Origin of the sequence: Erythrobacter rubeus (assembly GCF_014705715.1) — a bacterium.
GTDB lineage: Bacteria > Pseudomonadota > Alphaproteobacteria > Sphingomonadales > Sphingomonadaceae > Erythrobacter > Erythrobacter rubeus.
Genome location: NZ_JACXLC010000001.1, coordinates 2472705 through 2495105, shown reverse-complemented (window position 1 = coordinate 2495105; position 22401 = coordinate 2472705). Strand labels below are relative to the sequence as shown.

Annotated in this window: 23 protein-coding genes; 8 read left to right on the top strand and 15 right to left on the bottom strand. The window is 62.5% G+C overall.

What is annotated here, in order from left to right:
- Positions 1-59: 59 nt before the first annotated feature.
- The 4 genes from IB285_RS12260 (at position 60) to IB285_RS12245 (ending at position 5474) form a co-directional block, all read left to right on the top strand.
- Positions 60-1883 carry an ABC transporter transmembrane domain-containing protein gene (locus IB285_RS12260; RefSeq protein ID WP_190788433.1) on the top strand — a complete coding sequence of 608 codons (1824 nt, stop codon included), beginning with the start codon at positions 60-62 and terminating at the stop codon, positions 1881-1883.
- A gap of 148 nt (positions 1884-2031) precedes the next feature.
- The gene (locus tag IB285_RS12255) at positions 2032-4206 is read left to right on the top strand and encodes a M13 family metallopeptidase (protein WP_190788432.1); all 2175 of its coding nucleotides are present in this window, start codon (positions 2032-2034) and stop codon (positions 4204-4206) included.
- Between the two features lie 64 nt (positions 4207-4270).
- A complete protein-coding gene (locus IB285_RS12250; protein WP_190788431.1) occupies positions 4271-5128 on the top strand; it encodes an undecaprenyl-diphosphate phosphatase in 858 nt (285 codons plus the stop codon).
- An 88-nt stretch (positions 5129-5216) separates the two neighbouring features.
- Positions 5217-5474: a hypothetical protein gene (locus IB285_RS12245; protein WP_190788430.1), complete on the top strand. Its 258-nt coding sequence runs from the start codon at positions 5217-5219 to the stop codon at positions 5472-5474.
- Positions 5475-5532: 58 nt separating this feature from the next.
- On the opposite strand, the gene phhA is transcribed toward IB285_RS12245, so the two are convergent.
- Positions 5533-6471, bottom strand: a complete 939-nt coding sequence (gene phhA / locus IB285_RS12240) for a phenylalanine 4-monooxygenase (RefSeq protein ID WP_190788429.1) — start codon at positions 6469-6471, stop codon at positions 5533-5535.
- Between the two features lie 55 nt (positions 6472-6526).
- On the opposite strand from phhA, the gene ppk2 reads away from it, so the two are divergent.
- From ppk2 to IB285_RS12225, 3 genes are read left to right on the top strand one after another with little or no spacing between them, the layout of a single operon-like run.
- Positions 6527-7306, top strand: a complete 780-nt coding sequence (gene ppk2 / locus IB285_RS12235) for a polyphosphate kinase 2 (protein ID WP_190789109.1) — start codon at positions 6527-6529, stop codon at positions 7304-7306.
- Positions 7307-7362: 56 nt separating this feature from the next.
- On the top strand, positions 7363-8259 hold the full coding sequence (locus tag IB285_RS12230; protein WP_234033146.1) for an SPFH domain-containing protein: 897 nt from the start codon (positions 7363-7365) through the stop codon (positions 8257-8259).
- Positions 8260-8280: 21 nt separating this feature from the next.
- A complete protein-coding gene (locus IB285_RS12225) occupies positions 8281-8505 on the top strand; it encodes a toxin-antitoxin system HicB family antitoxin (RefSeq protein ID WP_190788428.1) in 225 nt (74 codons plus the stop codon).
- On the opposite strand, the gene IB285_RS12220 is transcribed toward IB285_RS12225, so the two are convergent.
- The 9 genes from IB285_RS12220 to IB285_RS12180 all read right to left on the bottom strand — a co-directional run bounded on the left by IB285_RS12220 (position 8502) and on the right by IB285_RS12180 (position 16520).
- Positions 8502-9353 (bottom strand): FAS1-like dehydratase domain-containing protein, encoded by an 852-nt coding sequence (locus IB285_RS12220; RefSeq protein ID WP_190788427.1) that lies wholly within the window; start codon positions 9351-9353, stop codon positions 8502-8504. The two genes, IB285_RS12225 and IB285_RS12220, sit on opposite strands and share 4 nt — an antisense overlap.
- Entirely contained in the window at positions 9350-10576 is a 1227-nt protein-coding gene (locus IB285_RS12215) for an acetyl-CoA C-acetyltransferase (protein ID WP_190788426.1), read from the bottom strand. The genes IB285_RS12220 and IB285_RS12215 overlap by 4 nt, the downstream gene beginning before the upstream one ends.
- Positions 10573-11817: a CoA transferase gene (locus IB285_RS12210; RefSeq protein ID WP_190788425.1), complete on the bottom strand. Its 1245-nt coding sequence runs from the start codon at positions 11815-11817 to the stop codon at positions 10573-10575. The genes IB285_RS12215 and IB285_RS12210 overlap by 4 nt, the downstream gene beginning before the upstream one ends.
- Before the next feature lie 145 nt (positions 11818-11962).
- Positions 11963-13165 (bottom strand): acyl-CoA dehydrogenase family protein, encoded by a 1203-nt coding sequence (locus IB285_RS12205; RefSeq protein ID WP_190788424.1) that lies wholly within the window; start codon positions 13163-13165, stop codon positions 11963-11965.
- Between the two features lie 56 nt (positions 13166-13221).
- Positions 13222-13428: a hypothetical protein gene (locus tag IB285_RS12200; protein WP_328705889.1), complete on the bottom strand. Its 207-nt coding sequence runs from the start codon at positions 13426-13428 to the stop codon at positions 13222-13224.
- 32 nt (positions 13429-13460) lie between these two features.
- Positions 13461-13826 carry a hypothetical protein gene (locus IB285_RS12195; RefSeq protein ID WP_190788422.1) on the bottom strand — a complete coding sequence of 122 codons (366 nt, stop codon included), beginning with the start codon at positions 13824-13826 and terminating at the stop codon, positions 13461-13463.
- Positions 13827-14155: 329 nt separating this feature from the next.
- Positions 14156-14668, bottom strand: coding sequence for a GNAT family N-acetyltransferase (locus IB285_RS12190; RefSeq protein WP_190788421.1), 513 nt, complete (start codon positions 14666-14668; stop codon positions 14156-14158).
- Complete coding sequence (gene ribA, locus IB285_RS12185) at positions 14665-15693, bottom strand: GTP cyclohydrolase II (RefSeq protein ID WP_190788420.1); 1029 nt, start codon at positions 15691-15693, stop codon at positions 14665-14667. The genes IB285_RS12190 and ribA overlap by 4 nt, the downstream gene beginning before the upstream one ends.
- Before the next feature lie 38 nt (positions 15694-15731).
- A complete protein-coding gene (locus IB285_RS12180; RefSeq protein ID WP_190788419.1) occupies positions 15732-16520 on the bottom strand; it encodes an exodeoxyribonuclease III in 789 nt (262 codons plus the stop codon).
- A 100-nt stretch (positions 16521-16620) separates the two neighbouring features.
- Between IB285_RS12180 and IB285_RS12175 the strand changes: the two genes are divergently transcribed.
- Positions 16621-18045 carry an alkaline phosphatase gene (locus tag IB285_RS12175; protein WP_190788418.1) on the top strand — a complete coding sequence of 475 codons (1425 nt, stop codon included), beginning with the start codon at positions 16621-16623 and terminating at the stop codon, positions 18043-18045.
- Between the two features lie 248 nt (positions 18046-18293).
- Here the strand turns inward: IB285_RS12175 and IB285_RS12170 are convergent, their stop codons facing one another.
- From IB285_RS12170 to pabB, 5 genes are all read right to left on the bottom strand, one after another.
- On the bottom strand, positions 18294-18977 hold the full coding sequence (locus tag IB285_RS12170) for a LolA family protein (protein WP_190788417.1): 684 nt from the start codon (positions 18975-18977) through the stop codon (positions 18294-18296).
- A gap of 106 nt (positions 18978-19083) precedes the next feature.
- A complete protein-coding gene (rpmG, locus tag IB285_RS12165) occupies positions 19084-19251 on the bottom strand; it encodes a 50S ribosomal protein L33 (protein WP_142787457.1) in 168 nt (55 codons plus the stop codon).
- A 142-nt stretch (positions 19252-19393) separates the two neighbouring features.
- Complete coding sequence (gene arfB, locus IB285_RS12160; protein ID WP_190788416.1) at positions 19394-19810, bottom strand: alternative ribosome rescue aminoacyl-tRNA hydrolase ArfB; 417 nt, start codon at positions 19808-19810, stop codon at positions 19394-19396.
- Complete coding sequence (locus IB285_RS12155) at positions 19803-20537, bottom strand: RluA family pseudouridine synthase (protein WP_190788415.1); 735 nt, start codon at positions 20535-20537, stop codon at positions 19803-19805. Before IB285_RS12155 ends, arfB begins: the two co-directional genes overlap by 8 nt.
- Positions 20534-22342 (bottom strand): aminodeoxychorismate synthase component I, encoded by a 1809-nt coding sequence (gene pabB, locus IB285_RS12150; protein WP_190788414.1) that lies wholly within the window; start codon positions 22340-22342, stop codon positions 20534-20536. Before pabB ends, IB285_RS12155 begins: the two co-directional genes overlap by 4 nt.
- Positions 22343-22401: the final 59 nt, after the last annotated feature.

Here is a 22401-nt window from a genome sequence, read left to right as displayed (position 1 = left end):
GGACCTGTGTGCTTTTTGCACGTGAAATTTATGCAGGTCGTGGCTAGATCGGCGTCGAAATGAACGCGCAATCTTCCCCCGAAAGCGAAATCGAGGAACAGGACGCAGCCAATTCGCCGCGCAAGCCGCGATCGCTGGCGCCGCTGCGCATGGTCTATCGCGAGGCGGCGAAGTACCCGCAACAGGTCGCGCTTGCCCTGATCGCTCTGGTCGTGACCGCTGCGGGCACGCTCGCCATTCCTGCTGCCTCGCAGCTGATCGTCGATCGCGGGTTCGGCGGAGCAGGCGGAGAGGCTGGGGATATCGGCCGCTGGTTCCGGTATCTGCTTGTCATCGTCGTCGTGATTGCGCTGGGTACGGCGGCGCGGTTCTATTTCGTGAGCTGGATCGGCGAGCGGGTGGTGGCGGACATCCGGCGCAAGGTGCACCGCAACCTGCTGCGCATGTCGCCGTCGTTCTACGAAGAGAACAGTCCCAAGGAAATCTCCAGCCGGATGACCTCGGATACAACGATTATCGAGACGGTGGTGGGGACGACCGTTTCGGTGGCTCTGCGAAACATCTTCCTGGGCATCGGGGGGACAATCTACCTGTTCTGGCTGCTGCCCAGCCTCACCATCTGGCTGGCCATCGGCATCCCGGCGGTGATCCTCCCGATCGTGATTTTCGGACGCCGGATACGAAGCATCTCGCGCGATAACCAGGACCGCGTGGCGGATGTCGGCGCGATGGTTACCGAAGTGCTGGGCGCGATGAAGATCGTGCAGAGCTTCGGTCAGCAGGACCGCGAGGCGGGCCGGTTCGGCGATGCGGTCGAGCGGACGTTCGAAACCGCGCGTCGCAGGATCATCCTGCGCTCGGTCATGACGTCGATCATAATCCTCGCGATCTTCGGCTCCATCGTCCTCATCCTGTGGCGCGGGGCGGAGGGGGTTGCCGCGGGCGAGATAACCGGCGGCACGATCCTGTCCTTCATCATCGGCGCGATGATCGTTGCAGGCGCATTTGGCGCGCTGACCGAAGTGTATGGAGAGCTGCTGCGCGGAGCGGGCGCAGCGAGCCGCCTCGCTGAACTGCTCGAGGCCAAGCCGAGCATCGCACCGCCTGCTCGCCCGCAGAGCCTGCCACAGCCGCCGCGCGGCAGCCTGTCGTTCCGCAATGTCACTTTCCGTTATCCCGCGCGGCCCGAAACGCCCGCGCTCAAGGACTTCACGCTAGAAATCGAACCGGGTGAGACAGTGGCGATCGTCGGTCCATCGGGGGCCGGCAAATCGACGATCTTCCAGCTGGTCGAGCGGTTTTACGATCCGCAGCTCGGCACGATCCGGCTCGACGGAGTGGCGCTGACAAAGGCGGACCCTGCCGATATCCGCGAGCGGCTGGCGCTGGTTCCGCAGGACGGCGTGCTCTTCAGCGCCGATGCACGAGACAATTTGCGCTATGGCCGCTGGGACGCGAGCGACGAGGACATCTGGGAAGCCGCGCGCGCCGCCAATGCCGAGGGGTTCCTGCGCGACCTGCCAAAAGGTCTCGACACCTATCTGGGCGAAGGCGGCACGCAGCTTTCTGGCGGCCAGCAACAGCGCGTGGCCATCGCCCGCGCACTGCTGCGCGATGCGCCGATCCTGCTGCTCGACGAGGCCACCAGCGCTCTCGATGCCGAAAGCGAACAACTCGTCCAGCAGGCGCTCGAGACGCTGATGCAGCAGCGCACCACGCTCGTCATCGCGCATCGCCTGGCAACCGTGCGCGCGGCCGATCGCATCGTGGTGCTGGAAGATGGCGCAATCGTCGAGCAGGGCAATCACGCAGAGCTTTCGGCCAAGGGCGGGCTCTATGCGCGGCTGGCAAAGCTGCAATTCGCCGCCGATGAAGCTGCCTGAACGGCGGGCTCCCCACGCAAAGCGCGGGTCCACCCCATATCTTTTCGACCAGCGGGCCTTGCAGTCGGACGAATGACACCATTGCTGCGGACGTTGGGATAGGAAAACTTCGACCTAGGAAGACCACTGCAAACCGGGACGCTCCATCATGATACGAACCAATGCTCTTCTGGGCGCCAGCATCGCTGCGCTCGCCTTTACCGCGCCTGCCATGGCCGAAAGCCATGACGCCGCTGGCGCTCACACCATCGAAACGCTGCTGGAAGAGACCGAGGCCGGCGAATCCGAAACGCCGACAATGGACTTTGGCACGTGGGGCGTCGGCACCGAGCTGATCGACGAGACGGTCGATCCGGGCAATGACTTCAACGCCTACATCAATGGCAAGTGGGTCGCCGCGAATGAAATTCCGGCAGACCGCCAGCGCTTCGGCGCGTTCGACCTGCTGCGCGAAGGCGCGACCGAGGATGTCCGCAAGCTCGTCGAAACGCTGGTCGCATCCAACCCGGAGCCCGGCACGCAGGCGGCCCGCATCGTCGATGCCTATAACGCCTACATGGATGTCGAGGCAATCGACGCCAGCGGGCTTGCTCCGGCGCAGCCCTATCTTGCCGAGATCTACGGCGCGAACGATCTGACTTCGCTCGTCTCGCTGTTCGGAAAGCCGGGTTATCCTTCGCTCGTAAGCGCGAACGTGACGATCGATGCGCGCAACCCGACGGAATATGCGGTCGGGATCGGGTTCGACGGAATGGGCTTGCCCGATCGCGATTACTACCTCGTGGATTCGGAAAGCAATCTCGCGATCCGTGCAGCCTACGTCGATTATCTCGAAACGGTGCTGAACGCTGCGGGTTATGCCGATGCGCGCGGCGCAGCCGAAGCGGTCTACGCCTTCGAAAGCAAAGTCGCCGAGCTTGAATGGGCGCGGCCGATCCTGCGCATGCCGCAGCTGACCTATAACGAGCTGAGCCCGGAAGACCTGGCCGCGATGGCGGGCGATTTCCCGATAGCGACGCTGCTTACATCGGCGCAGCTTGACGGCCAGCCTCGCTTCCTTGCGCGGCAGATTCCGCCAACCGCTGACGAGATCGAAGCGCAGAAGCTGACGCCAGAACAGCTCGAGAGCATCGGCGGCGGCCTGCCTGCGATGATGCAGCTGATCACCGAAACGCCGCTTCCGACGCTGAAGGCCTATCTCGCCAAATCTTTCCTGAGCAACAACGCTGCGCTCCTGTCGAGCGAGCTCGATGACGCGACATTCGCGTTTTACGGCAAGACGATCAACGGGCGCGAAGTCCAGCAGGAACGCTGGAAGCGCGCAATCGCCGCGGTCGAGGGTGCTCTGGGTGAGCAACTCGGCGCGCTTTATGTCGAACAGTACTTCCCGCCCGAAAGCAAGGCGCGGATGGATGAACTGGTCGCCAACCTCCAGAAAGCGATGAGCGAAGCGCTCGACAACAACCAGTGGATGACGCCCGCGACCATCGAGGAGGCGCGGGCCAAGCTTGAAGGGTTCGTGCCGATGATCGGCTATCCCGACGAGTTCAAGGCTTACGAAGGGCTGGAGATTTCGGCCGACAATCCGCTCGCGAATGCGCTTTCCACCGCCCGCTGGTGGGATGAAGAAATGCGCTCTCGTCTGGGTTCGCCGGTCGACCCGACCGAATGGGGCATGACGCCGCAGACGGTGAATGCGTATTATTCGCCGCTCACCAACCGCATCGTCTTCCCCGCCGCGATCCTGCAGCCGCCGTTCTTCAATGGCAGCGCCGATCCGGCGGTCAATTACGGCGGTATCGGCGCGGTCATCGGGCACGAGATCGGTCACGGCTATGACGACCAGGGTTCGCAATTCGACGCCACCGGCACGCTGCGCAATTGGTGGCAGGACGAAGACCGCGCGGGCTTCGTCGAATTCACCGATGCGATGGGTGAGTTCATCGAATCCCATTGCCCGGTCGACAGCCCCGAAGGGCCGGTTTGTCTTCGCGCAGGCCAGTCGATGGGCGAGACCTTGGGCGATGTGGTCGGCCTGCAGATGGCTTACCGCGCTTACCGGATGTCGCTGAACGGTGAAGAAGCACCGGTGATCGACGGTCTCACCGGCGACCAGCGCTTCTTCCTCGGCTTCGGCCAGATCTGGCGCGGGATGGAACGCGAGGAATCACTGCGCAACCGCGTGATGACGGCGAACCACCCGCCGGGCGAATTCCGACTCAATAACGCGGTGCGGCATCTCGACGCATGGTACGAGGCGTTTAATGTGACGCCCGAGGATGAGCTGTACCTTCCACCGGAACGGCGCATCCGCATCTGGTGATTTTTACCCGCGATTTTCGCTAACGAATTGACTTGGCCCGCGCTTCATCCAAGGAGCGCGGGCCATGACTTTTCTTCAGCTTCTCATCATTGCGGTTGTTCAGGGGATCACGGAGTTCCTCCCGATCTCCTCTTCGGGGCATCTGATCCTGATCCCTTACCTGACGGACTTTTCCGATCAGGGCCCACTGATCGACGTTGCGGTGCATGTCGGATCGCTGCTCGCGATTATCGTCTATTTCTTCAAGGACGTGCTGGTCCTCGCGCGCGGCGGCTTTGCCAGCATCGGCGTTGGCACAGACAGGGCCAATGCGCCGGCAGAGCGCCGGTTGTTCTGGTGGATTGTGCTCGGGACCATCCCCGCCGTCGCGTTTGGGCTGGCGATCAAACTTGGTGCGTTCAATTCGCTCGCCGAGACTTGGCTCGGTATCACCGTGGTCGAGGACGACCTGATGTCATCGATCCGCTTCACCGATCTCATCGCGTTCAACCTGATCGTCTACGGCATCCTGCTTGGGCTCGCGGACTGGATCGGCAAGGAGGTGAAGTCGTTCGAGGATATGACGTGGCGTGACGGCCTGATCGTCGGCATCGCGCAGGCGCTGGCGATCATCCCCGGCACCAGCCGATCCGGCGTCACCATGACAGCGGCGCGGTTCCTGGGGTACAAGCGTGTCGAGGCGGCGCGGTTCTCGTTCCTGCTCTCGATCCCCGCGGTCGCGGGCGCGGGGGTGCTGATCGTGCCGGAGATTTTCGAGGCAGGGTCGGTGCTTGCATTCGACGCGCTGATCGCCGGTGTGCTCACCTTCATCGCGGCCTTCGCGACCATGGCGTTCCTGATGAACTTCCTCAAACGCGCGTCGATGATGGTGTTTGTGCTCTACCGTGTGGCGATGGGCTGCGCATTGTTCTATTTCTTCTAGGCGTGGCAAAGTACGCGTTTCTGGAACCACCGGGCGATACTGCGCGTTGTGCAATTGAATAGATATTAAGTAAACGAAGAGCGAAGTGATGGCATTGTTGGTGCTGATAGTAATGGGAGCGACACTGGGCTGGTTGGCCTCGATCATCGCGCGTACCGAGGATTCTCGTGAGATCCTGCGCCAGATCGGAATCGGTATCGCCGCGACGCTGCTCATCGGTCTCATCTTCAACAGCGGCACCATCCTCGGCGGACTTTCGCTGATGGCTCTGGTCGCAGCTTTGGTTTCCGGCAGTGCGGCGCTGATCCTTTATCACACGGTGCTAAGGCCCCGGCTCGAAGCCTAAAGCATTCGCAATCGATATTCGACAGGCTGGAGGGCACCTCCAGCCTTTTTTGTGTCGGTCAGACTGGCGCTGCGCCTGAGCCTCTGCCACCTCTCAGATGGTATTCCTGCGTGCCGCGGTGGACGACATTGTCGACGTCGATGATCGCGGAATTGGCGTAGGTGAAGCTTGGCGCGAGACTGCGATACAGCCGGTCGAAATCGCGCTCGACCGTCTGCTTGTAAAGGTCTTCGAAGCTTTCGATCACGAAATAGGTCGGCTGGAGATCGCTGATGACGTAATCGGTGCGCATCACCCGGTCGACATTGAGCATGATGCGATTGGGGCTTTCTGCCTCGACCGCGAACTTTGCCTCGGTCGGACCCGACAGGATGCCCGCGCCGTAGGCCTTGATACCGTCCGCTTCCTCGATCAGGCCGAATTCAACTGTGTACCAATAAAGCGCTCCCAAAGCTTTCAGCCGGTTGTAATGCATCGCCTTCCATCCGGCACGGCCATATTCCTGCATGTAGTCGGCGTAGACCGGATCGGTCAGCATCGGCACGTGGCCGAAGACGTCATGGAAGACGTCCGGCTCCTGGATGTAGTCGAAAGTTTCGCGCGTGCGGATGAAATTGCCCGCGGGGAAGCGGCGATTGGCGAGATGCCAGAAGAACACGTGATCGGGGATCAGCATCGGGACCGGCACCACGCTCCATCCCGTCAGCGCGCCCAGTTCTTCCGACAGCGCGCCGAATTCGGGAATGCCACCGCGCGACAGATCGAGCTTTTCAAGGCCTGCCATGAATGCGCTTGCCGCCCGGCCGGGCAGTACCTCCATCTGGCGTGCAAAAAGGTCGTTCCAGACTGCGTGATCCTCGCTCGAATAATCGGTTTGTGCGGGCTCGAGCCAGTCATCGCCCAGATGCGGCGGTTTTGCGAGCGGCGCGGTGAACACGTCGTGCGGAAGGTCGGGCAGACGCGAGAAATCGGTGTCGGGATCAGCAAGTGTAGCCATAAGCGCTTATTTGAGACTACCACTGAGCGGAAACAAGGACAAATTGGGGGACCGTATGGGCCTGAAAGGCAAGGAATACCGCAAGCTGCTCGAACCGATGACGGAAGAGCTGGTGATGATGGCGCGCTGGGCGCGGATCACCGGACAGCGCATTGTCGTCCTGTTCGAGGGACGTGATACGGCGGGCAAGGGCGGGGCGATCCGCGCGGTGCGCGACAAGCTCAACCCGCGGCAATGCCGCACTGTCGCCTTGGGCAAACCGACCGACGCCGAGCGGACGCAGTGGTATTTCCAGCGCTACATCGCGCATCTGCCGAGCGCAGGCGAGATCGTGCTGTTCGATCGCAGCTGGTACAACCGGGCGGGCGTCGAACAGGTGATGGACTTTGCCGACCAGGACGAAGTGGATCTGTTCCTGCGCCAGGTTCCGATCCTCGAAAAGCTGCTGACCGATGACGGTATCCTGCTGTTCAAATACTGGCTCACCACCGATCAGGAAAAGCAGGAAGAGCGCCTGCGCGAACGGCTCGACGATCCGCTCAAGCGCTGGAAACTGTCGCCGATCGATCTGGCCGCGCGCGAGAAGTACGACGCTTACACGCAGGCGCGCGAGGCCATGCTGAAAGCAACCGACGTAGGCTACGCGCCGTGGACGCTGGTGGATTTCAACGATCAGAAACGCGGCCGGCTGACACTGATCCGCAATCTGCTCGACCGCTTGCCGGATACGCATTGCGAGCTGCCGGAGATCGAGTTCCCGGATCTCGGGCGTGAGCCTAAGGTCGAGAGCTTCTCCGCCCTTGAGCCGATCGAGAATTATCCGATCGACGATTGACTAGCATGACCCTTCGATATAATGATGATATCATATTTATATCGAAGGGAGTGTTTATGAAGAATGAGAAGCATGCAATGGCGACCAGCCGCGAAACGCGCGGGTCGAGCTATAATGGCTACGTAATGCTGCTGGTGGTGCTTGCCGTGCTGGCTGGCCCACCCCTGCTGGCGATCATCTCCGGCGGGCCAGGCGGAGCGGTGATTGTCGGTTTGATCGTCGGCGCCGTCCTGTCTCTTCTGCTCAGCATCGGTTTCTTCATGATCCAGCCCAATCAGGCTGTCGTGATCACTCTGTTCGGCGAGTATCGCGGAACCACGCGCAAGGAAGGGCTGCACTGGGTCTGGCCGTGGATGATGAAGGAGAAGGTGAGCGTGCGCGCCCACAACATCCACTCGGAAAGGGTCAAGATCAACGACCTGCGAGGCAATCCGATCGAGATCGCCTGCAACGTGGTGTGGCGCGTGTCCGACACCGCGCAGGCGGTGTTCGACGTCGACGATTACAAGGAATTCGTGAACATTCAGATCGAAGCAGGCCTGCGCACCGTCGGCGCGCGCCATCCTTATGACGACATGTCCGACGAAGATGAAACGACGCTCCGTGGCAGCGCAGACGTGGTCAACCAGGAACTGATCGAAGAACTTAACGAACGGCTCATGGTCGCAGGCATCGTCGTCGATGAAGCCGGGCTGACGCACCTCGCCTACGCCTCCGAAATTGCCGGTGCGATGCTCCGCCGCCAGCAGGCCGATGCCGTGATCGCGGCGCGCCAGAAAGTCGTTATCGGCGCGGTCGGTATGGTCGAGGATGCGCTCGAGAAACTCTCGCATGACGGGATTGTCGAGCTCGACGATGAACGCCGCGCAGCGATGGTTTCCAACCTGATGGTTGTCCTTTGCGGCGACCGCGAAGCCCAACCGGTCGTCAACGCCGGTACGCTGTACCAGTAACCTGCCGCAAAGGAGGCAGCCATGGCTGCGCCTTCCCAGAAAGCCGCGAAGAAGAAAGCCTTCGCCCTCCGTCTCGATCCGGCAGTTCACGCCGCGGTCGAACGGCTGGCGGCGGCCGAGCTGCGGTCGGCCAATGCGGAAATCGAAATGTTGCTGCGCGAAGCCTTGTCGGCGCGCGGGATCGAGGTCGGGCAGACAAAACCACCGCGCCGGGGAAGGCCGCCTAAGCAGGACACCGACGATTAGGTTTCGGTAGCCGCCTTCATCACCTGCCGGCCATCTTCCGCAAACGCGCCCAGCTCATAGCCAGCATCATCTCCGCGCATAGCGAGGATCAGCGGCTCACCTGCAATAGCCGGAGACACGCCGCGAAATTCGAAACGTCTCAGGCGGTTTTCGCCGAGCTTGCTGGCCGCCAGTTGCAGCAGCAACGAGGCGGTGAGCGGTCCATGGACGACCAGGCCGCGATAGCGTTCGACTTCGCGCGCATAGGGGGCATCGTAATGAATGCGGTGTGTGTTGAAGGTGAGCGCAGAATAGCGGAACAGCAGGCGCGGATCGGGCACAATGCTTCGGTGTGCGTCCCACTGCGATGTGTCGAACGTCCCATCCGCCGGCGCTGCAGGAGCAAGCGGAGCATCGGGCGCCGCGGCTTCGCGGTAGACCAGCGTCTGCGTTTCCCTCACCGACAGTGCTCCGTTGGCGACCGTCTCATGCTCGACATCGACAAACGCTAGCTTCCCGGACCCGCCCTCTTTCTCCTTGATCGAGACGATGCGGCTGGTGCGCTTGATTGCTGCACCCAGCGCAATCGGAGCGAGAAACTGGATCGCGCTCGATGCCCACATGCGGCGTGGCATCGGAAACGGTGGGAGGAAGCTTTCGGCGCTGCCATCGCGCGCAGGATGGCCGTCTTCGCCCAGCGCATCGGTGCGGGCTTGCGGAGTGCACAGGGCAAAGTGAATGCCCTGCGGCATGATCCCGTCGCCGGGCCGCTCCAGGTCGAAGGTTGCGCACCACCGGAACGCGTGTTCGGGTGTCAGCCGGTCGCGGTCCGATTGCTCACGCCCGATCCAGGCCTCGAAATCGTTCATGCCGCCCGTTCGAACACCGCCGCAATGCCCTGTCCGCCGCCGATGCACATCGTCTCGAGGCCATAGCGCGCCTCGCGCCGATGCATTTCCGCGGCCATGTCGGCGAGAATGCGCCCGCCGGTCGCGCCGATCGGGTGGCCGAGCGAAATGCCCGAACCGTTCACGTTGAGAATATCGCGGCGGCTGTCGTCTGCACTCCAGCCCCAGCCTTTCAGGACGGCGAGCACCTGCGGCGCGAAGGCTTCGTTCACTTCAACCAGGTCGATATCGTCCCAGGAATATCCGCGCCGCTCGAACAGCCGCTCAACCGCCGGAACAGGACCTATGCCCATGCGCGACGGATCGCAGCCCGCCGCTGCCCATCCTCCGAACCAGAGCGCCGGTTCGAGCACCAGTTGCTCCAGCTTGTCTTCCGCTACCACAAGACAGGCAGCCGCCGCGTCGTTCTGCTGGCTGGCATTACCGGCGGTTACGATGGCGTCCGGATCGCGTTTCAGATCAATCGCACGCAATTTGCCGAGCGTCTCCATCGAAGCGTCCGCGCGGTACCCTTCGTCATGGTCGAAGATGACAGGATCGCCGCGGCGCTGCGGCACTTCGACCGGCACGAGATGATCGACGAACTTGTCCGCTTCCCATGCGGCGGCCGCGTTCTGGTGGCTGCGCACCGCATAGGCATCGGCCTCTTCGCGGCTGATATCGTAATCCTTCGCGAGATTTTCGGCGGTTTCGATCATCCCGGTGATGATGCCGAAGCGCTCGATCGGCTGGCTCATCAACCGCCCGCGCGACAGCCGGTCATGCAGCGTGATATCGCCCATGCGCGCGCCGCCGCGACCTTGCAGCGTGTAATGTTCGACATTGGACATGCTCTCGCATCCGCCCGCGACCACCACGTCCGCCATGCCGGTCTCGACCATCATCGCGGCATTGGCGACTGCCTGGAGACCCGACCCGCATCGCCGGTCCAGCTGATAGCCGGGCACTTCGAGCGGGAGCCCTGCGGCGAGCCAAGACCAGTGCCCGATGGCGGGCGCTTCGGCATTGCCGTATCCTTGCGAAAACACGACATCGTCGACCCGCGACGGATCGATGCCGCTGTGCTCGACCAATGCCTTGAGGATGATCGCGCCGAGTTCGCCGGCATTGAGGCTGGAAAGCCCGCCGAGGAATTTGCCCACTGGTGTGCGCAGGGGCGAAACGATTGCTGCTCTTCTGGTCATGCTCTGTCCTTGTCGCTCAATGCCACCGTGCCTGCGTCCAACAGTTTGCCGATGGCACCGCTGGAAAGGCCCAGCCGCTCGGCCAGCACCTCTTCGGAATGCTGACCGAGATAGGGCGCGGGTGCGGGATTGCCCGCTTCGTGCTCCGGCAGGTTCGCAAAGCTTCTGGTTGCCGGGTAATCGAACCCGCTGGGGTTATCCGGCGAGGGACCGAACAGCGGATTGTCATCGACAAGCACCGGATCGGTCGCGGCTTCGTGCGCGGTGCGGTATTTCTCGAACGTGCACCCATTGGCCGCCATCAGCGATTCCAGCGCTTTGTAATCGTGGCTGCCTGCAACCTTCTGAAACAGGTCGAAAAGCCGGTGGCGGTGCTTGAAGCGCGGATCGTCGCCATCGGCGAAGCGGGCGCCCACCTCCGCCTCTAGCTGGGCGATAGGCGTTTCCAGCCCAAACGCCTTAACCAGCCCCGCCCATTGCTTGGCCGTGAGCGCGGCGACCATGAAGCGCACGCCGTCTTTCGAGCGGAAATCGCGTCCGAATGCGCCCCAAATCGCGTTGCCAAGCCGCTCCCGGTCGCCGCCGCGATAAAGCATTTCGGCCATCATACCCGAGTTGGCGACTGTGCCGATGGCAACATCGCCCAAGGGCACGCGAACCTCTGTGCCGGTGCCGGTGGCATCGCGGTGCCGCAGGGCCGCCATCAGCGCGAAGGCGCAATAGGCGCCGGTGATGAAATCCCATGCGGGCAGGACCTGGTTGATCGGCGGCGCGGCCTTCATGTCCCAGTCTTCCGGGCCGGTCATCAGCGGATAGCCGCTTGCCGCGTTCACAGTGAAGTCCATCGCCTGTCGGCCATCGTGCCAGCCCATTATCCGCACCGAGGTCATGTCGGGCGCGCCATCAGGCTGTGCCGTCTTCATAGCATCGTGCGAAAGGAAGCTCTTTTCCGGCAGGTTGGTGATGCACTGCCCGGTCTTGGCGGCCAGTTCGACGCACAGCTCGCGTCCTTCACCGCTGCGCAGATCGAGCGCGACCGATTTCTTGGCACGGTTGAGGTTCTCCCAGCTCAGCGAGCGCCCTTTGTCTGTGAGCATGTAGCGATCGTAATCGAGCCCGCCCGCCTTGTGATCGACGCGGATGACCTCGGCCCCCATCTGCGCGCAATAGAGTCCGGCCGTGGGGGAGGCGACAAAGCTGGAAACCTCGATGATCGAGAGGTCGTTGAGGAGATTATACATTCGGTAATGAACTCACAATGATTGTCGCTCCAGACGGCTCACTGGTGAGCCGCAAGGGCAACTGCCCGGCCGCAGCGACGCGACCTTCAGGTCGCATGAGCGAGGATTTCGCGCGCCGGATGGCGTGCGGAAAAGCAAACTCCCATCACAAATTTTCCTTTTCCCACTCGCGCAGCATGTGCTTCGCGATCTGGAGCTGGAGGATCTGTGTCGTGCCTTCGTAGATGCGGTAGATGCGCGCATCGCGATAGAACCGCTCGGCATCGTATTCGGCGAGATAGCCTGCGCCGCCATAAATCTGCACCACCCGGTCGACCACACGCCCGCACATTTCCGAGGCGAAGACCTTGAACGCGGCGGCTTTGGTGATGATGTTTTCGCCGCGATCGGCACGTTCGGTGACGTCGCGCATCATGCATTCGGCGGCGTAGATTTCGGTCTCGCTGTCGGCGAGCATCGCCTGGATCAGCTGGAATCGCGCAATCGGCTCGCCGAACGCCTGGCGCTCATTGGCATAGCGCAGCGCGCTGTCGAGTGCTCGGCGTGCATAGGCGGTCGCCGCCGCACCCACCGAAATCCGGCCATTGTCGAGGCTCTGCATGGCAAAGCGGAAACCCTTGCCGGTTTCTCCGCCCAGCAGCGCATCGCCCGGCACTTTCACATCGTCGAGCATGATGTCGGAAATGTGCGATCCCGACTGGCCCATCTTTTTGTCCGGTGAACCGGTCGAAACTCCGGGCGCGTCCATCGGCACAAGAAACGCGCTGACATGCGCATTCTTGGGCAGGTTTTCCTTCTCGGTCCGCGCCATGATCAGCGCGACATCGGCATGCGGGGCATTGGTGATATAGCGTTTGGTCCCGTTGAGGGTCCAACCGTTGCCATCCGGATCGGGCTTCGCTGTTGTCTGGAGGCCAGCGCTGTCGCTACCCGAGCCCGGCTCGGTCAGGCCAAAACAGGCGATCTTGCCTTCGACCAGCTTGGGATACCATTCCTGCCGCTGTTCCTCGGTCGCGCCGTTTTTAAGGGCGCTGGCGAACATTCCGATATTGATCGAGAAGATCGATCGAAAGGCGGGCGCGGCATAGCTCATCATGTTGACCACCCGCGCATATTGCGAGGTGTTGAGGCCCGCGCCGCCATATTCTTCCGGCACGGAAATGCCGAACAGTCCCATGTCGCGCATCTCGTCGATGATTTCCGGCGGGACGGCATCGTTTGCGATCACTTCCTCTTCCGCCGGGATCAGCCGTTCCTTCACGTAACGCTCCAGCTGCTCGGCGAATTGTTCGAACGTGTCGCTGTCCATGCCGGGATTGGCGCGGACGGGATTGGTCGGGGCATTCATGGCAATTGGTCCTTTGAGCTGGGCCTGCCGCGGCAAGCTGTGCTTTGTGGCCGCATTTATTCGGCGCTGTCGCCTGTCAATTCGGCAGTTTTTTGCTCGGCCGCATCGCTTTCGGGATAGCGGCGTTCATCCAGCATCTCGGCAGCGTCTTCCAGAGCGCGCGCTTCGCTTTCGGTGACCGCGCCGGGCGCAGCGCCGGGCGGCTCGCTGCAGGCGGACAGAGCGACCAGCGCCAGACCCAAGGCTGCGCCGCTAGTTGCCACGCTTGGCTGCGCGCGCCCTGTCCGCTGCAAGCTCATTCCTCTTCGGCAGCGAGAGCGTTGGCTGTTTCGGCTGCCTCTGCGGCGTCGGCTGCAGCCGCTGCATCGGCAGCCGCGGCGGCTTCAGCAGCTTCGGCGGCTTCGACTGCCGCCGCGACATTTTCAGCGGCGTCCGCGGCTTCGTTCGCTGTCTCGCTGTCGACGGCTGCAGGTTCCTCGACTGCATCGAGAGTGGCGGCAGGATCTGCCACCGGTTCTTCGGTCACAGGCTCAAGCGCTTCATCGGCGGGAATCTCGACGGTATCGACTTCGAGATCGCTCGATGCATCGTCAGAACTTCCGCAGGCAGCAAGCGCTGCCGTGGCGGCGCCGAGCAAGGCGAGACGGGTGAATTTTTTCATGGGTTATCCTCCTGAGATTTTATCCTTGGCGCCCGCACCTGCCGGTCACGCAGCGCTGTACCCGAAGGGTGTAGCGAAGAGGGAGGGCACTCGCCAAGCGGGAATTGCGGCAAAGATGTGGCGCGGGTGCACGGCGGACCGCGCTATGGTTAACGCCTCGTCAACGCTTGCTTTGTAAAAGGGAGTATGTCTCGAACCAATTCTTCGGAGCGGCCGGTGCCAACGCTGTCGCGCGCATGGCTCTGGGCCAGTGCGAGTGTCGCGATCCTCTGCGTCGCGGCGATCCCGCTCGCGGCCTTCGTCGCCTGAGCGCGATCGGGCAAAATCCGTCAGCCGAAAGCGGGCGCGAAGCTGATTTCGCCCGCAGGCCATTCTCCATCGAGGAGCAGGCACTGAAAATATTCGGGCGGCGGTCCGGGATAGGTCAGCTGCGGCTTATGCTCGAAACCGAAGCGCGGGTAGTATTCGTTGCTGCCAAGCAGCGCGATGCCCTTCGCGCCGCGCTGGCGCAGATCGGCGATCCCGCGTCTGATCAGTGCACCACCTATGCCGCGCTTTTGCAATTCCGGCCAGACCGAAACTGGCCCCAGTCCGAACCAACCGCGTGTCCCATCGCTAATAATAACCGGAGAAAAGGCGATATGCCCGACGATCCTCGCCCCATCCTCGGCGACCAGTGAAAGGGCGAGGTCGCCCGCCTGGCGGAGCCGGTCCACCAGATGGTGCTCGTCGCCTTCGGAAAACGGCATGTCCCTGAATGCCGCTTCGGTCAGCGAGTAAATGGTGCGCTCGTCTCCGGAGGCTTCAGGCCGGATCGTGATCGGGATTTGCGGGCCTGTCATATGAGCAGGTGCCCTGAACGGTCGCGCTTGGTTGCGAGATAGCGGGCGTTGTGCGGATTATCGGGCAGCTGGTGCTGGACCCGCTCGGTGACGGCAATCTCGGCTTGTTCCAACGCTTCGACCTTGGCCGGATTGTTGGTCATCAACCGGATCGTCGTCGCGCCCAGCAATTCGAGCATTCGTGCGGCTGTCGGGAAATCGCGCGCCTCATCGGGCAGCCCCAGGCGCTGATTCGCATCGACCGTGTCGAAGCCTTCATCCTGCAACCGGTAAGCGCGCAGCTTGTTCACGAGCCCGATCCCGCGCCCTTCCTGCCGCATGTAGAGCAGCGCGCCCCAGCCGCCGTCTTTTTCGGCATGCTCGGCCATTGCGTGCAGAGCCGCGTCGAGCTGCGGGCCGCAATCGCATTTGAGGCTGCCGAGGATATCGCCGGTCAGGCATTCGGAATGGAGCCGGACCAGCGGCGCGCTGTCTCCGCGCTGCTCGCCGATGATCAGCGCGACGTGCTCGCGCGTATCCGCTGAAGATCGGAACGCGACAATCTCGGCAGTGTCGCTCGCACTCACCGGCAGCCGCGCCCGCGTGATGATGTCGAGCGAGCCCGCATCGCTGTAATGGTCGAGGTCGCTCGCCGTTACTGGCTGCGCTTCGCCCGCATCCTCGGGATCGACCATGAAGGCGGGAAGGATGCCAGCAATCCGCGCCAGCTCCATCGCCGCTTTCGCCGAGGCTTCCCATTCGATCGCCTCGGCCTTGAACGGCCCTTTCAAGGGGTTGCGAAGGTCGAGCGCCGGGTCCGCAATCGGCACCGCGGTGCTCATGTCGAACCGCTCTCCGCCGCGAATGAGGACCGGCTCATGCGGAGCCGCCGCCTCAAGCTGGTTGGCGAGTTTGAGGGTGACTGCGCGCGCCGATGAAATCAGCATGCGCCGCGCAGTCGCTCCGCTCGCGATTGCGGTCTCGACCGGCAGCAGGACGGGACCGTCCGCGAATGCGAGCGGCCAGCCATGGCGCAGGGCGTCCACCGCTTGCGCGGCGCGCCGGGCGGGGGTGGCTGACTCGATCAGAGATCGAACTCCGTGATGAGCGGGATGTGATCCGATGGTTTTTCCCAGCTGCGCGCCTCTTCGAGCACGCGGTGCGATATCGCCTGCTTGGCGAGATCGGGGCTTGCCCACATATGATCGAGCCTGCGCCCGCGGTCATTCTTGCGCCAGTCGGGCGAACGATAGGACCACCAGCTGTAATAGCGTTCCGGATCGCGAATATGTTCGCGCCCGATATCGGTCCAGCCATGCGCATCCTTGAATTTCTGCAGGGTCTCGACTTCTACCGGCGTGTGGCTGACGACCTTCAGCAATTGCTTGTGGCTCCAGACGTCGCTTTCGAGCGGGGCGATATTGAAATCGCCTACGATCAGCGTCGGTTTGTCGATGCTCTCGGCCCAGCGGGCCATACGCCCGAGAAAATCGAGCTTCTGTCCGAATTTAGCGTTGACCTCGCGGTCGGGGACATCGCCGCCAGCGGGGATGTAGACATTCTCCACGATGAAGTCCTTGCCGACGACTTCGACGCCGACATGGCGGGCCTCGCCATTGTCCTGCCAGTCATGGCGCGAGGTTTCGCGCAGCGGCAGGCGGCTGACCGTGGCAACGCCGTGATAACCCTTCTGCCCATGCACCGCCTGGTGCTCATAGCCCAGCTCCGCCAGGGCTTCGGCTGGAAACTGGTGCTCCTGACATTTGATTTCCTGCAGGCAGAGGATATCCGGCGCCTCTTCGCGCAGGTATTTTTCGACGAGCGGCAGGCGCAGGCGAACGGAATTGATGTTCCAGGTAGCAACAGAGACCATGCACAGCGACTTAGGGAGACATGCGGAGAAACTCCACCTTTCACTTTCCCGTAGCATTCGCATCCGATAGCGAAGGACAAACTTCAGGAGGTTCCAGCCCATGACACGCTCGATCAAACTCGCAATGCTGATGGCAAGCGCGGCGCTGCCGCTCTCCGCATGCACGTCGTCCGAAGGATCGGCTCCGCTGCAAAGCGCAAGCGCGCCGGTGCCGGAAGCACCGAAGACTGCGAAGAACGTGATCCTCTTCATTGGCGATGGCATGGGCATTTCGACCATCACCGCCGCGCGGATCTACGAAGGGCAGAAACGCGGCGAGAGCGGTGAGGAAAACCTCTTGAGCTTCGAGGGGTTCGAAAATGTCGCGCTGGTGAAGACCTACAACACCAACGCGCAGGTGCCCGACAGCGCGGGCACGGCGACGGCGATGCATTCGGGCCAGAAAACTAGGATCGGCCTTCTGGGCGTCGGCCCCGATACGGTGCGCGGCGATTGTGCATCGGGGCTTGCCAATCCGCTCCCGCTGCTGGGCGAAGAGGTCAAGGAGAAAGGCCTTGCGCTCGGTATCGTCTCCACCGCCCGCCTGACGCATGCGACACCCGCAAGCGTTTATGCGCGCAGCGCGGATCGCGGCTGGGAAGCAGACGCGGCTATCCCCGAGGACCAGCGCGGGCTGGGATGCGATGATATCGCAGTCCAGATGATCAACGCTGATTGGGATGTGGCGCTGGGCGGCGGGATTGCGGCTTTTTTCGGGCCCGACAATGGCGGTCGCCGCGCGGAAGCGGACGCAGACCTGCCGGCGCAATGGTCTGCGCGTACCGGCGGAACCTATGTGAGCGACAAGACCCAGCTCGCCGCCGCGCCGATGGACCGGCCCGTATTCGGCCTCTTCGATCTCAGCCACATGGATTACATGGCCGATCCGGAGCGCGACGAGAGCGAGCCCACCCTCACCGAAATGACCGCGCAGGCGATCAGCCGGCTCAAGGACGATCCCGAAGGTTATTACCTGATGGTCGAATCCGGGCGGATCGATCACGGCCACCATGCAGGCCGGGCAGGCTATGCGCTCGAAGAGACAGTCGAGCTCGCCCGCGCGGTACAGTACGCCATCGACAACACCGATCCTGCCGAAACGCTCATCATGGTGACGGCGGACCACAGCCACGTGTTCACAATTGCCGGTTACCCTCGCCGCGGCAACGATATCCTTGGCCTGGTCGTCCCACCGCCCGAAGGCGGCGAAGAGGTGACGGAGGCCGCGACGGCGGAGGACGGCAAGCCCTACACCACGCTCGGCTATGCCAATGGCCCCGGTTCGATTGCCAACCTGGCCGAACGGCCCATTCCCGAAACAGGGGTGCAGGCGCGCCAGCAGGCGGCAATTCCGACCGGCAGCGAGACCCATGCGGGCGAGGACGTGGCGCTGTACGCAACCGGCCCCGGCGCAGAAGGCGCACGCGGGGTGATCGAGCAGAACGTGATCTACGACATCATCCGCAGAGCTTTCGGCTGGGATTGAACCCCGCGAGCATCGCGTAACGCACTTACGTCGGATAAAAGAAAACCCCTGTCCCGGGGGCGGTGGGACAGGGGTTCCTTTTAGCGTTCGTCACGCTTGCACAAGGCGGCTTTTTTAAAAGGTGGGCAACAGGGGGGAAACCCTCCTCCGACCGACTTGTTCTGTATAAATACTAGGTTTTCTCTGTCACGTATATGAATTTCGACGTGAATTTGTCGCAATACTACCACCTATAGAGGGTGAAGCGTTCATCTTGGGCGACGAGATGATCGGCGCGGATCTCTGAATTCAAACGCGCTCTCCGCGACCGAAATCCCGTAACGGTGATTCGAGAGGCGCACTGTTGTGCGATAGTTCTGGGCATCGAGAGCCACCCAATGTGTCAGCTCGAGCCCGCCTGGCGCACGGGAATTGCGCACGAAGATAAGATTGATGACGCCGAATTCAGGCCGATCGGGATCGCGAACCTCGATGCTGAGGACATCCGGATTGCCCGTCGGGTTGAGCTTTCCGTACTTCTTCATGTCGCGGTTGGGATCGAGCAGCGCGCCGAGCGGCGACTTTCTGATCGGCCAGCGTTCGACCTGGTTGACCTCGTAATCGACCATGTAAAGCGAGCGGCCATTGGACACGACCAGCAGATCTGCGTCCTTCCCGTAATCGAACCGGATCTTGCCCGGACGTTTCAGTGTCATCGTGCCGTAAGCGACATTGCCCGCGCGGTCGGTCTGCGAGAAATCGGCGCGCATCGTCGAAATGGCGCGCAAGGCAGCCACAGCGCGGTCAAGATCGGCTGCGTTCGTTTGCGCGTTTGCAGCGGGCACAGCCCCGAACGGAGCGGCGACCGGTAGAGTGAGCGCAAGCGCCCCTGCGACACCGGCAATGGTGACCCGCGCAAGGCGGCTGGAGATGAAATTTTTCAGCATTGTCATGCCTCGATCGATAGGGATGAGGCGTTGAACTGCGGCTGAACTGGCGAGATTTCAAGGGGCAAGGCGAAATCGGCAAGTCCGCCGTCCACCCCGCTCACGCAGAAGATTATTTGATCTTCGCTTCTTTGAATTCGACGTGCTTTTTCGCGACCGGATCGTATTTGCGGAACACCATCTTTTCGGTGATGTTGCGCGGGTTTTTCTTGGTCGTGTAGTAAAAGCCCGTGCCCTCGGTCGAGACGAGCTTGATCTTGACGGTTGCGGGCTTCGCCATGGCGGTATCCTAAATCTGTCTGGTGGGCCGATCAGCGGCCAGAAAATATAAAGCGGCGCGCCCCTTAACGTGGTGCACCGCCATCAGATGCGCGCCAATTGCCGATTCACGGGGAAAAGTCAAGCATTGCAGCACCGCGGAGCTACCAATCCGATCGGCTGACCTTGCCGCGTTTGGCCTTCACTTCGCCGCGCGCCTTTTTCGATTTCAGCCGCTTGGTCTTGCCGACCCGGTTGATCCGAGTCTTCGCGCGCTTCTTGGGTTGGCGGTGCGCGGCTTCCAGCATCTCCTCCAATTTGTCGCGCGCGGCCTGACGGTTCGCGTCCTGCGTGCGGTGCTGACGGGCGGTGATCAGCAAATCGCCAGCCGCCGTCAGCTTCGATCCGGCAATATCGCGCAGGCGCGCAAACACCGGCGGCGGCAAGCGCAGCGCATAGATGTTCAGGCGCAGCTGCACTTCGGTTGCGACCTTGTTCGCATTCTGCCCGCCGGGGCCGGAGCCTGCGAGAAAGCTCTCTTCGGCAAGCGCGTGGGCGCGGTCGAGCAGCCCCTTATCCATCGTCCGCCGGTGTCGCTGCTGCCGGTTCGCGCACCGGCGGGGCGGGCGGCTCGGGCGCGGTCAGCCCGGCACGCACGAAGTCTTCGGGAAAGGGCGCGAAAGCGCTCACGGAATCCTTGCCCGGTCGCGTCATGTGGATTGCCTCGGCATGAAGCATGGTCCGCGGCGCACCCTTGTTCTGTCCGCGCACTGGCCCGTAAACGGGATCGCCAAGCAACGGCGCACCGAGGCCCTGCAATGCGTGGACGCGCAGCTGGTGTGTACGGCCGGTCTCCGGACGAAAGCGGATAAGCGAGCGTTTGCGGTCCCCTTCTCCGATGGTCTGGATCAGCTCCCAATGCGAAATCGCAGGCTTGCCCTTCTTCGCTGCGATCATGCGCCAGCCCTTTTCCGCCGAGCTGATTTTAGAAAGCGACAGCTCGATCGTGCCCGATTGCTCGGCCGGTTCGAAATCGATGACCGCGAGATAGGTCTTGCCGACCAGCCGGTCCTCGAATGCCTGGTTGAACCGCTTCAGCGCCTTCGGATTGCGCGCCATTAGCAGGCAGCCGCTGGTGTCCGTGTCGAGCCGGTGAACCGCGACCGGGGGACGCTGAAACCCGAGCTTCAATTGCTCGATATGGTCGAAGAGAGCCGGTCCTCCGCGCTTGGGCCGGTCGACCGGCAGGCCCGCAGGCTTATCGATGACAAGCGCCTCGCCGTCTTCGAACAGGATCGGGATATTCATATCAGCTTGCCTTTGAACAGGCCGCGCACGGCATTGCCGAGCAGGAAGCCTTCGGTGAGGTCGTCGAGCGTCAATTCGGCTTCTACCGCGCGCTCTTTTTCGATTAGGAATTCGCGCAGCACACCCGGCAGCAGGCCGAGCCGCGCGGGCGGGGTGAGCAGTGTCCCGTCGCGCTCGACAAAGACATTGGTGTAGCTGCCTTCGGTCACGAGGCCATCGCTGCGCAAGAGGATCGCTTCGGCAGCGTCCTCCTGCTGCGCCGCGGCGAGCGCATCTTCGTAGAAACCGCGATCGCTGGTCTTGTGCGAGAGCCGCCAGTCCGACGGATCGAGGGGGTTGGGGAGCGCTATCACCGAAACCGGATCGGTCAACGGTGTAGGCATAGGTGCAGTCTCCAACGCAGTCGCCCCGCTGCGCGACAACAGGAGGCGCAGCTTGGCCGGCTGATCGAGCTCGAAACACAGCGCCTGGATCTGGTTGCGCGCGGCGTGCCGATCGAATTCGAAACCGAGCGCGCTCGCGCTCTTCTTCATGCGCGCCAGATGCAGTTCGAGCAGCGCAATCCCGATTTCTGGGTTGAATTCCATCGTTTCGATAAGGTCGAACCCTGGGGCGAGATGTGCGGGCGAAGATCGCCGCGCAAAACCGGCTTTCACTTCGCATTCGCGCCTTTCGCCGAGCGCGTCGCTATCGGCGACGATCGCAGAACCGATGCCCAGCACTGCGGTGCCCTGCCCGTTTTCGATCGGAGTCAGACGCAGCGTGCGGATCGCGACATTGAAAGCGGCGTTTCCGTCCGCATCGATCCGGCCGATCGCGCCGCAATAGGGCCCGCGCGCATCGCGCTCATGCCGATCGATGAGCTCCATCGCGCGGATCTTTGGCGCTCCGGTGATCGAACCGCAGGGAAACAGCGCGCGGACGAGGTCGGCGGCATTCTTGCCGGGTGTTAGCTGTGCGCGGACGCTTGAGACCATCTGATGCACCGTGGGGTAGCTTTCGATAGCAAACGGTGCATCGACCCGCACGCTGCCCGGCACTGCCACGCGGGAGAGATCGTTGCGCATCAGGTCGACGATCATCAAGTTTTCGGCCTTGTCCTTGACCGACGAGGCAAGCTCTTCGGCAAGGGCCAAGTCGGACGCGTCGTCGGCGCCGCGCGGACGGGTGCCCTTCATCGGTTTGACCTTGGCCTGATCGCCATCGAGCGCGGTGAACAGTTCGGGAGAGAAGCTCAGCAGCCAGTGCGAACCATCGAACAGGACGCCGCCATAGCCAGCCTGAGCCGACGGGCGCAGCGCAGTGTAAAGCGCAATCGGATCGCCGCGGTATGATCCGGCGAGTGGATAGGTCAGGTTTGCCTGATAGATGTCGCCAGCGTGGATTGCTTCACGCAGCGCGGCGAACACCGCCTCGTAACCTCCTGGCGAAAGCTGCGGGTCAAGCGGCCCGATGCTTGCCTGTCCCTTGCTGCGCGACGCCAACCATTCGGGCACAGTCTCGGCTGCCATACTCTCTGCCCGTTCGAACAGGCCGAGCCAGATCAGTGGCCCCATGTCTCCGCTGCGCGCTTCAGCAAGGCCCGCGAGCTTCGGCTCCAGAGCGAGACCGGCTTCGTACGCGATATAGCCTGCCAGCGTCCCCCGACCCTCGGCCTGCGCATCGGCGGCCCGCGCCAGCACATCGGCGACTTCGTCTGGGCGATAGGCGACGAAGATCTCGCGCGGATTTTCATACAGCAGAGCGTCGGCAGCGTTCTCCGCCCGCGCGTCATCCAGCAATACGAATGGTGCATCCGAACCCATGCAACCCGCCTTAGCCCATTGGCGGATCAAGTCGAGTGCTTGACCGCGCGGATTTGGCT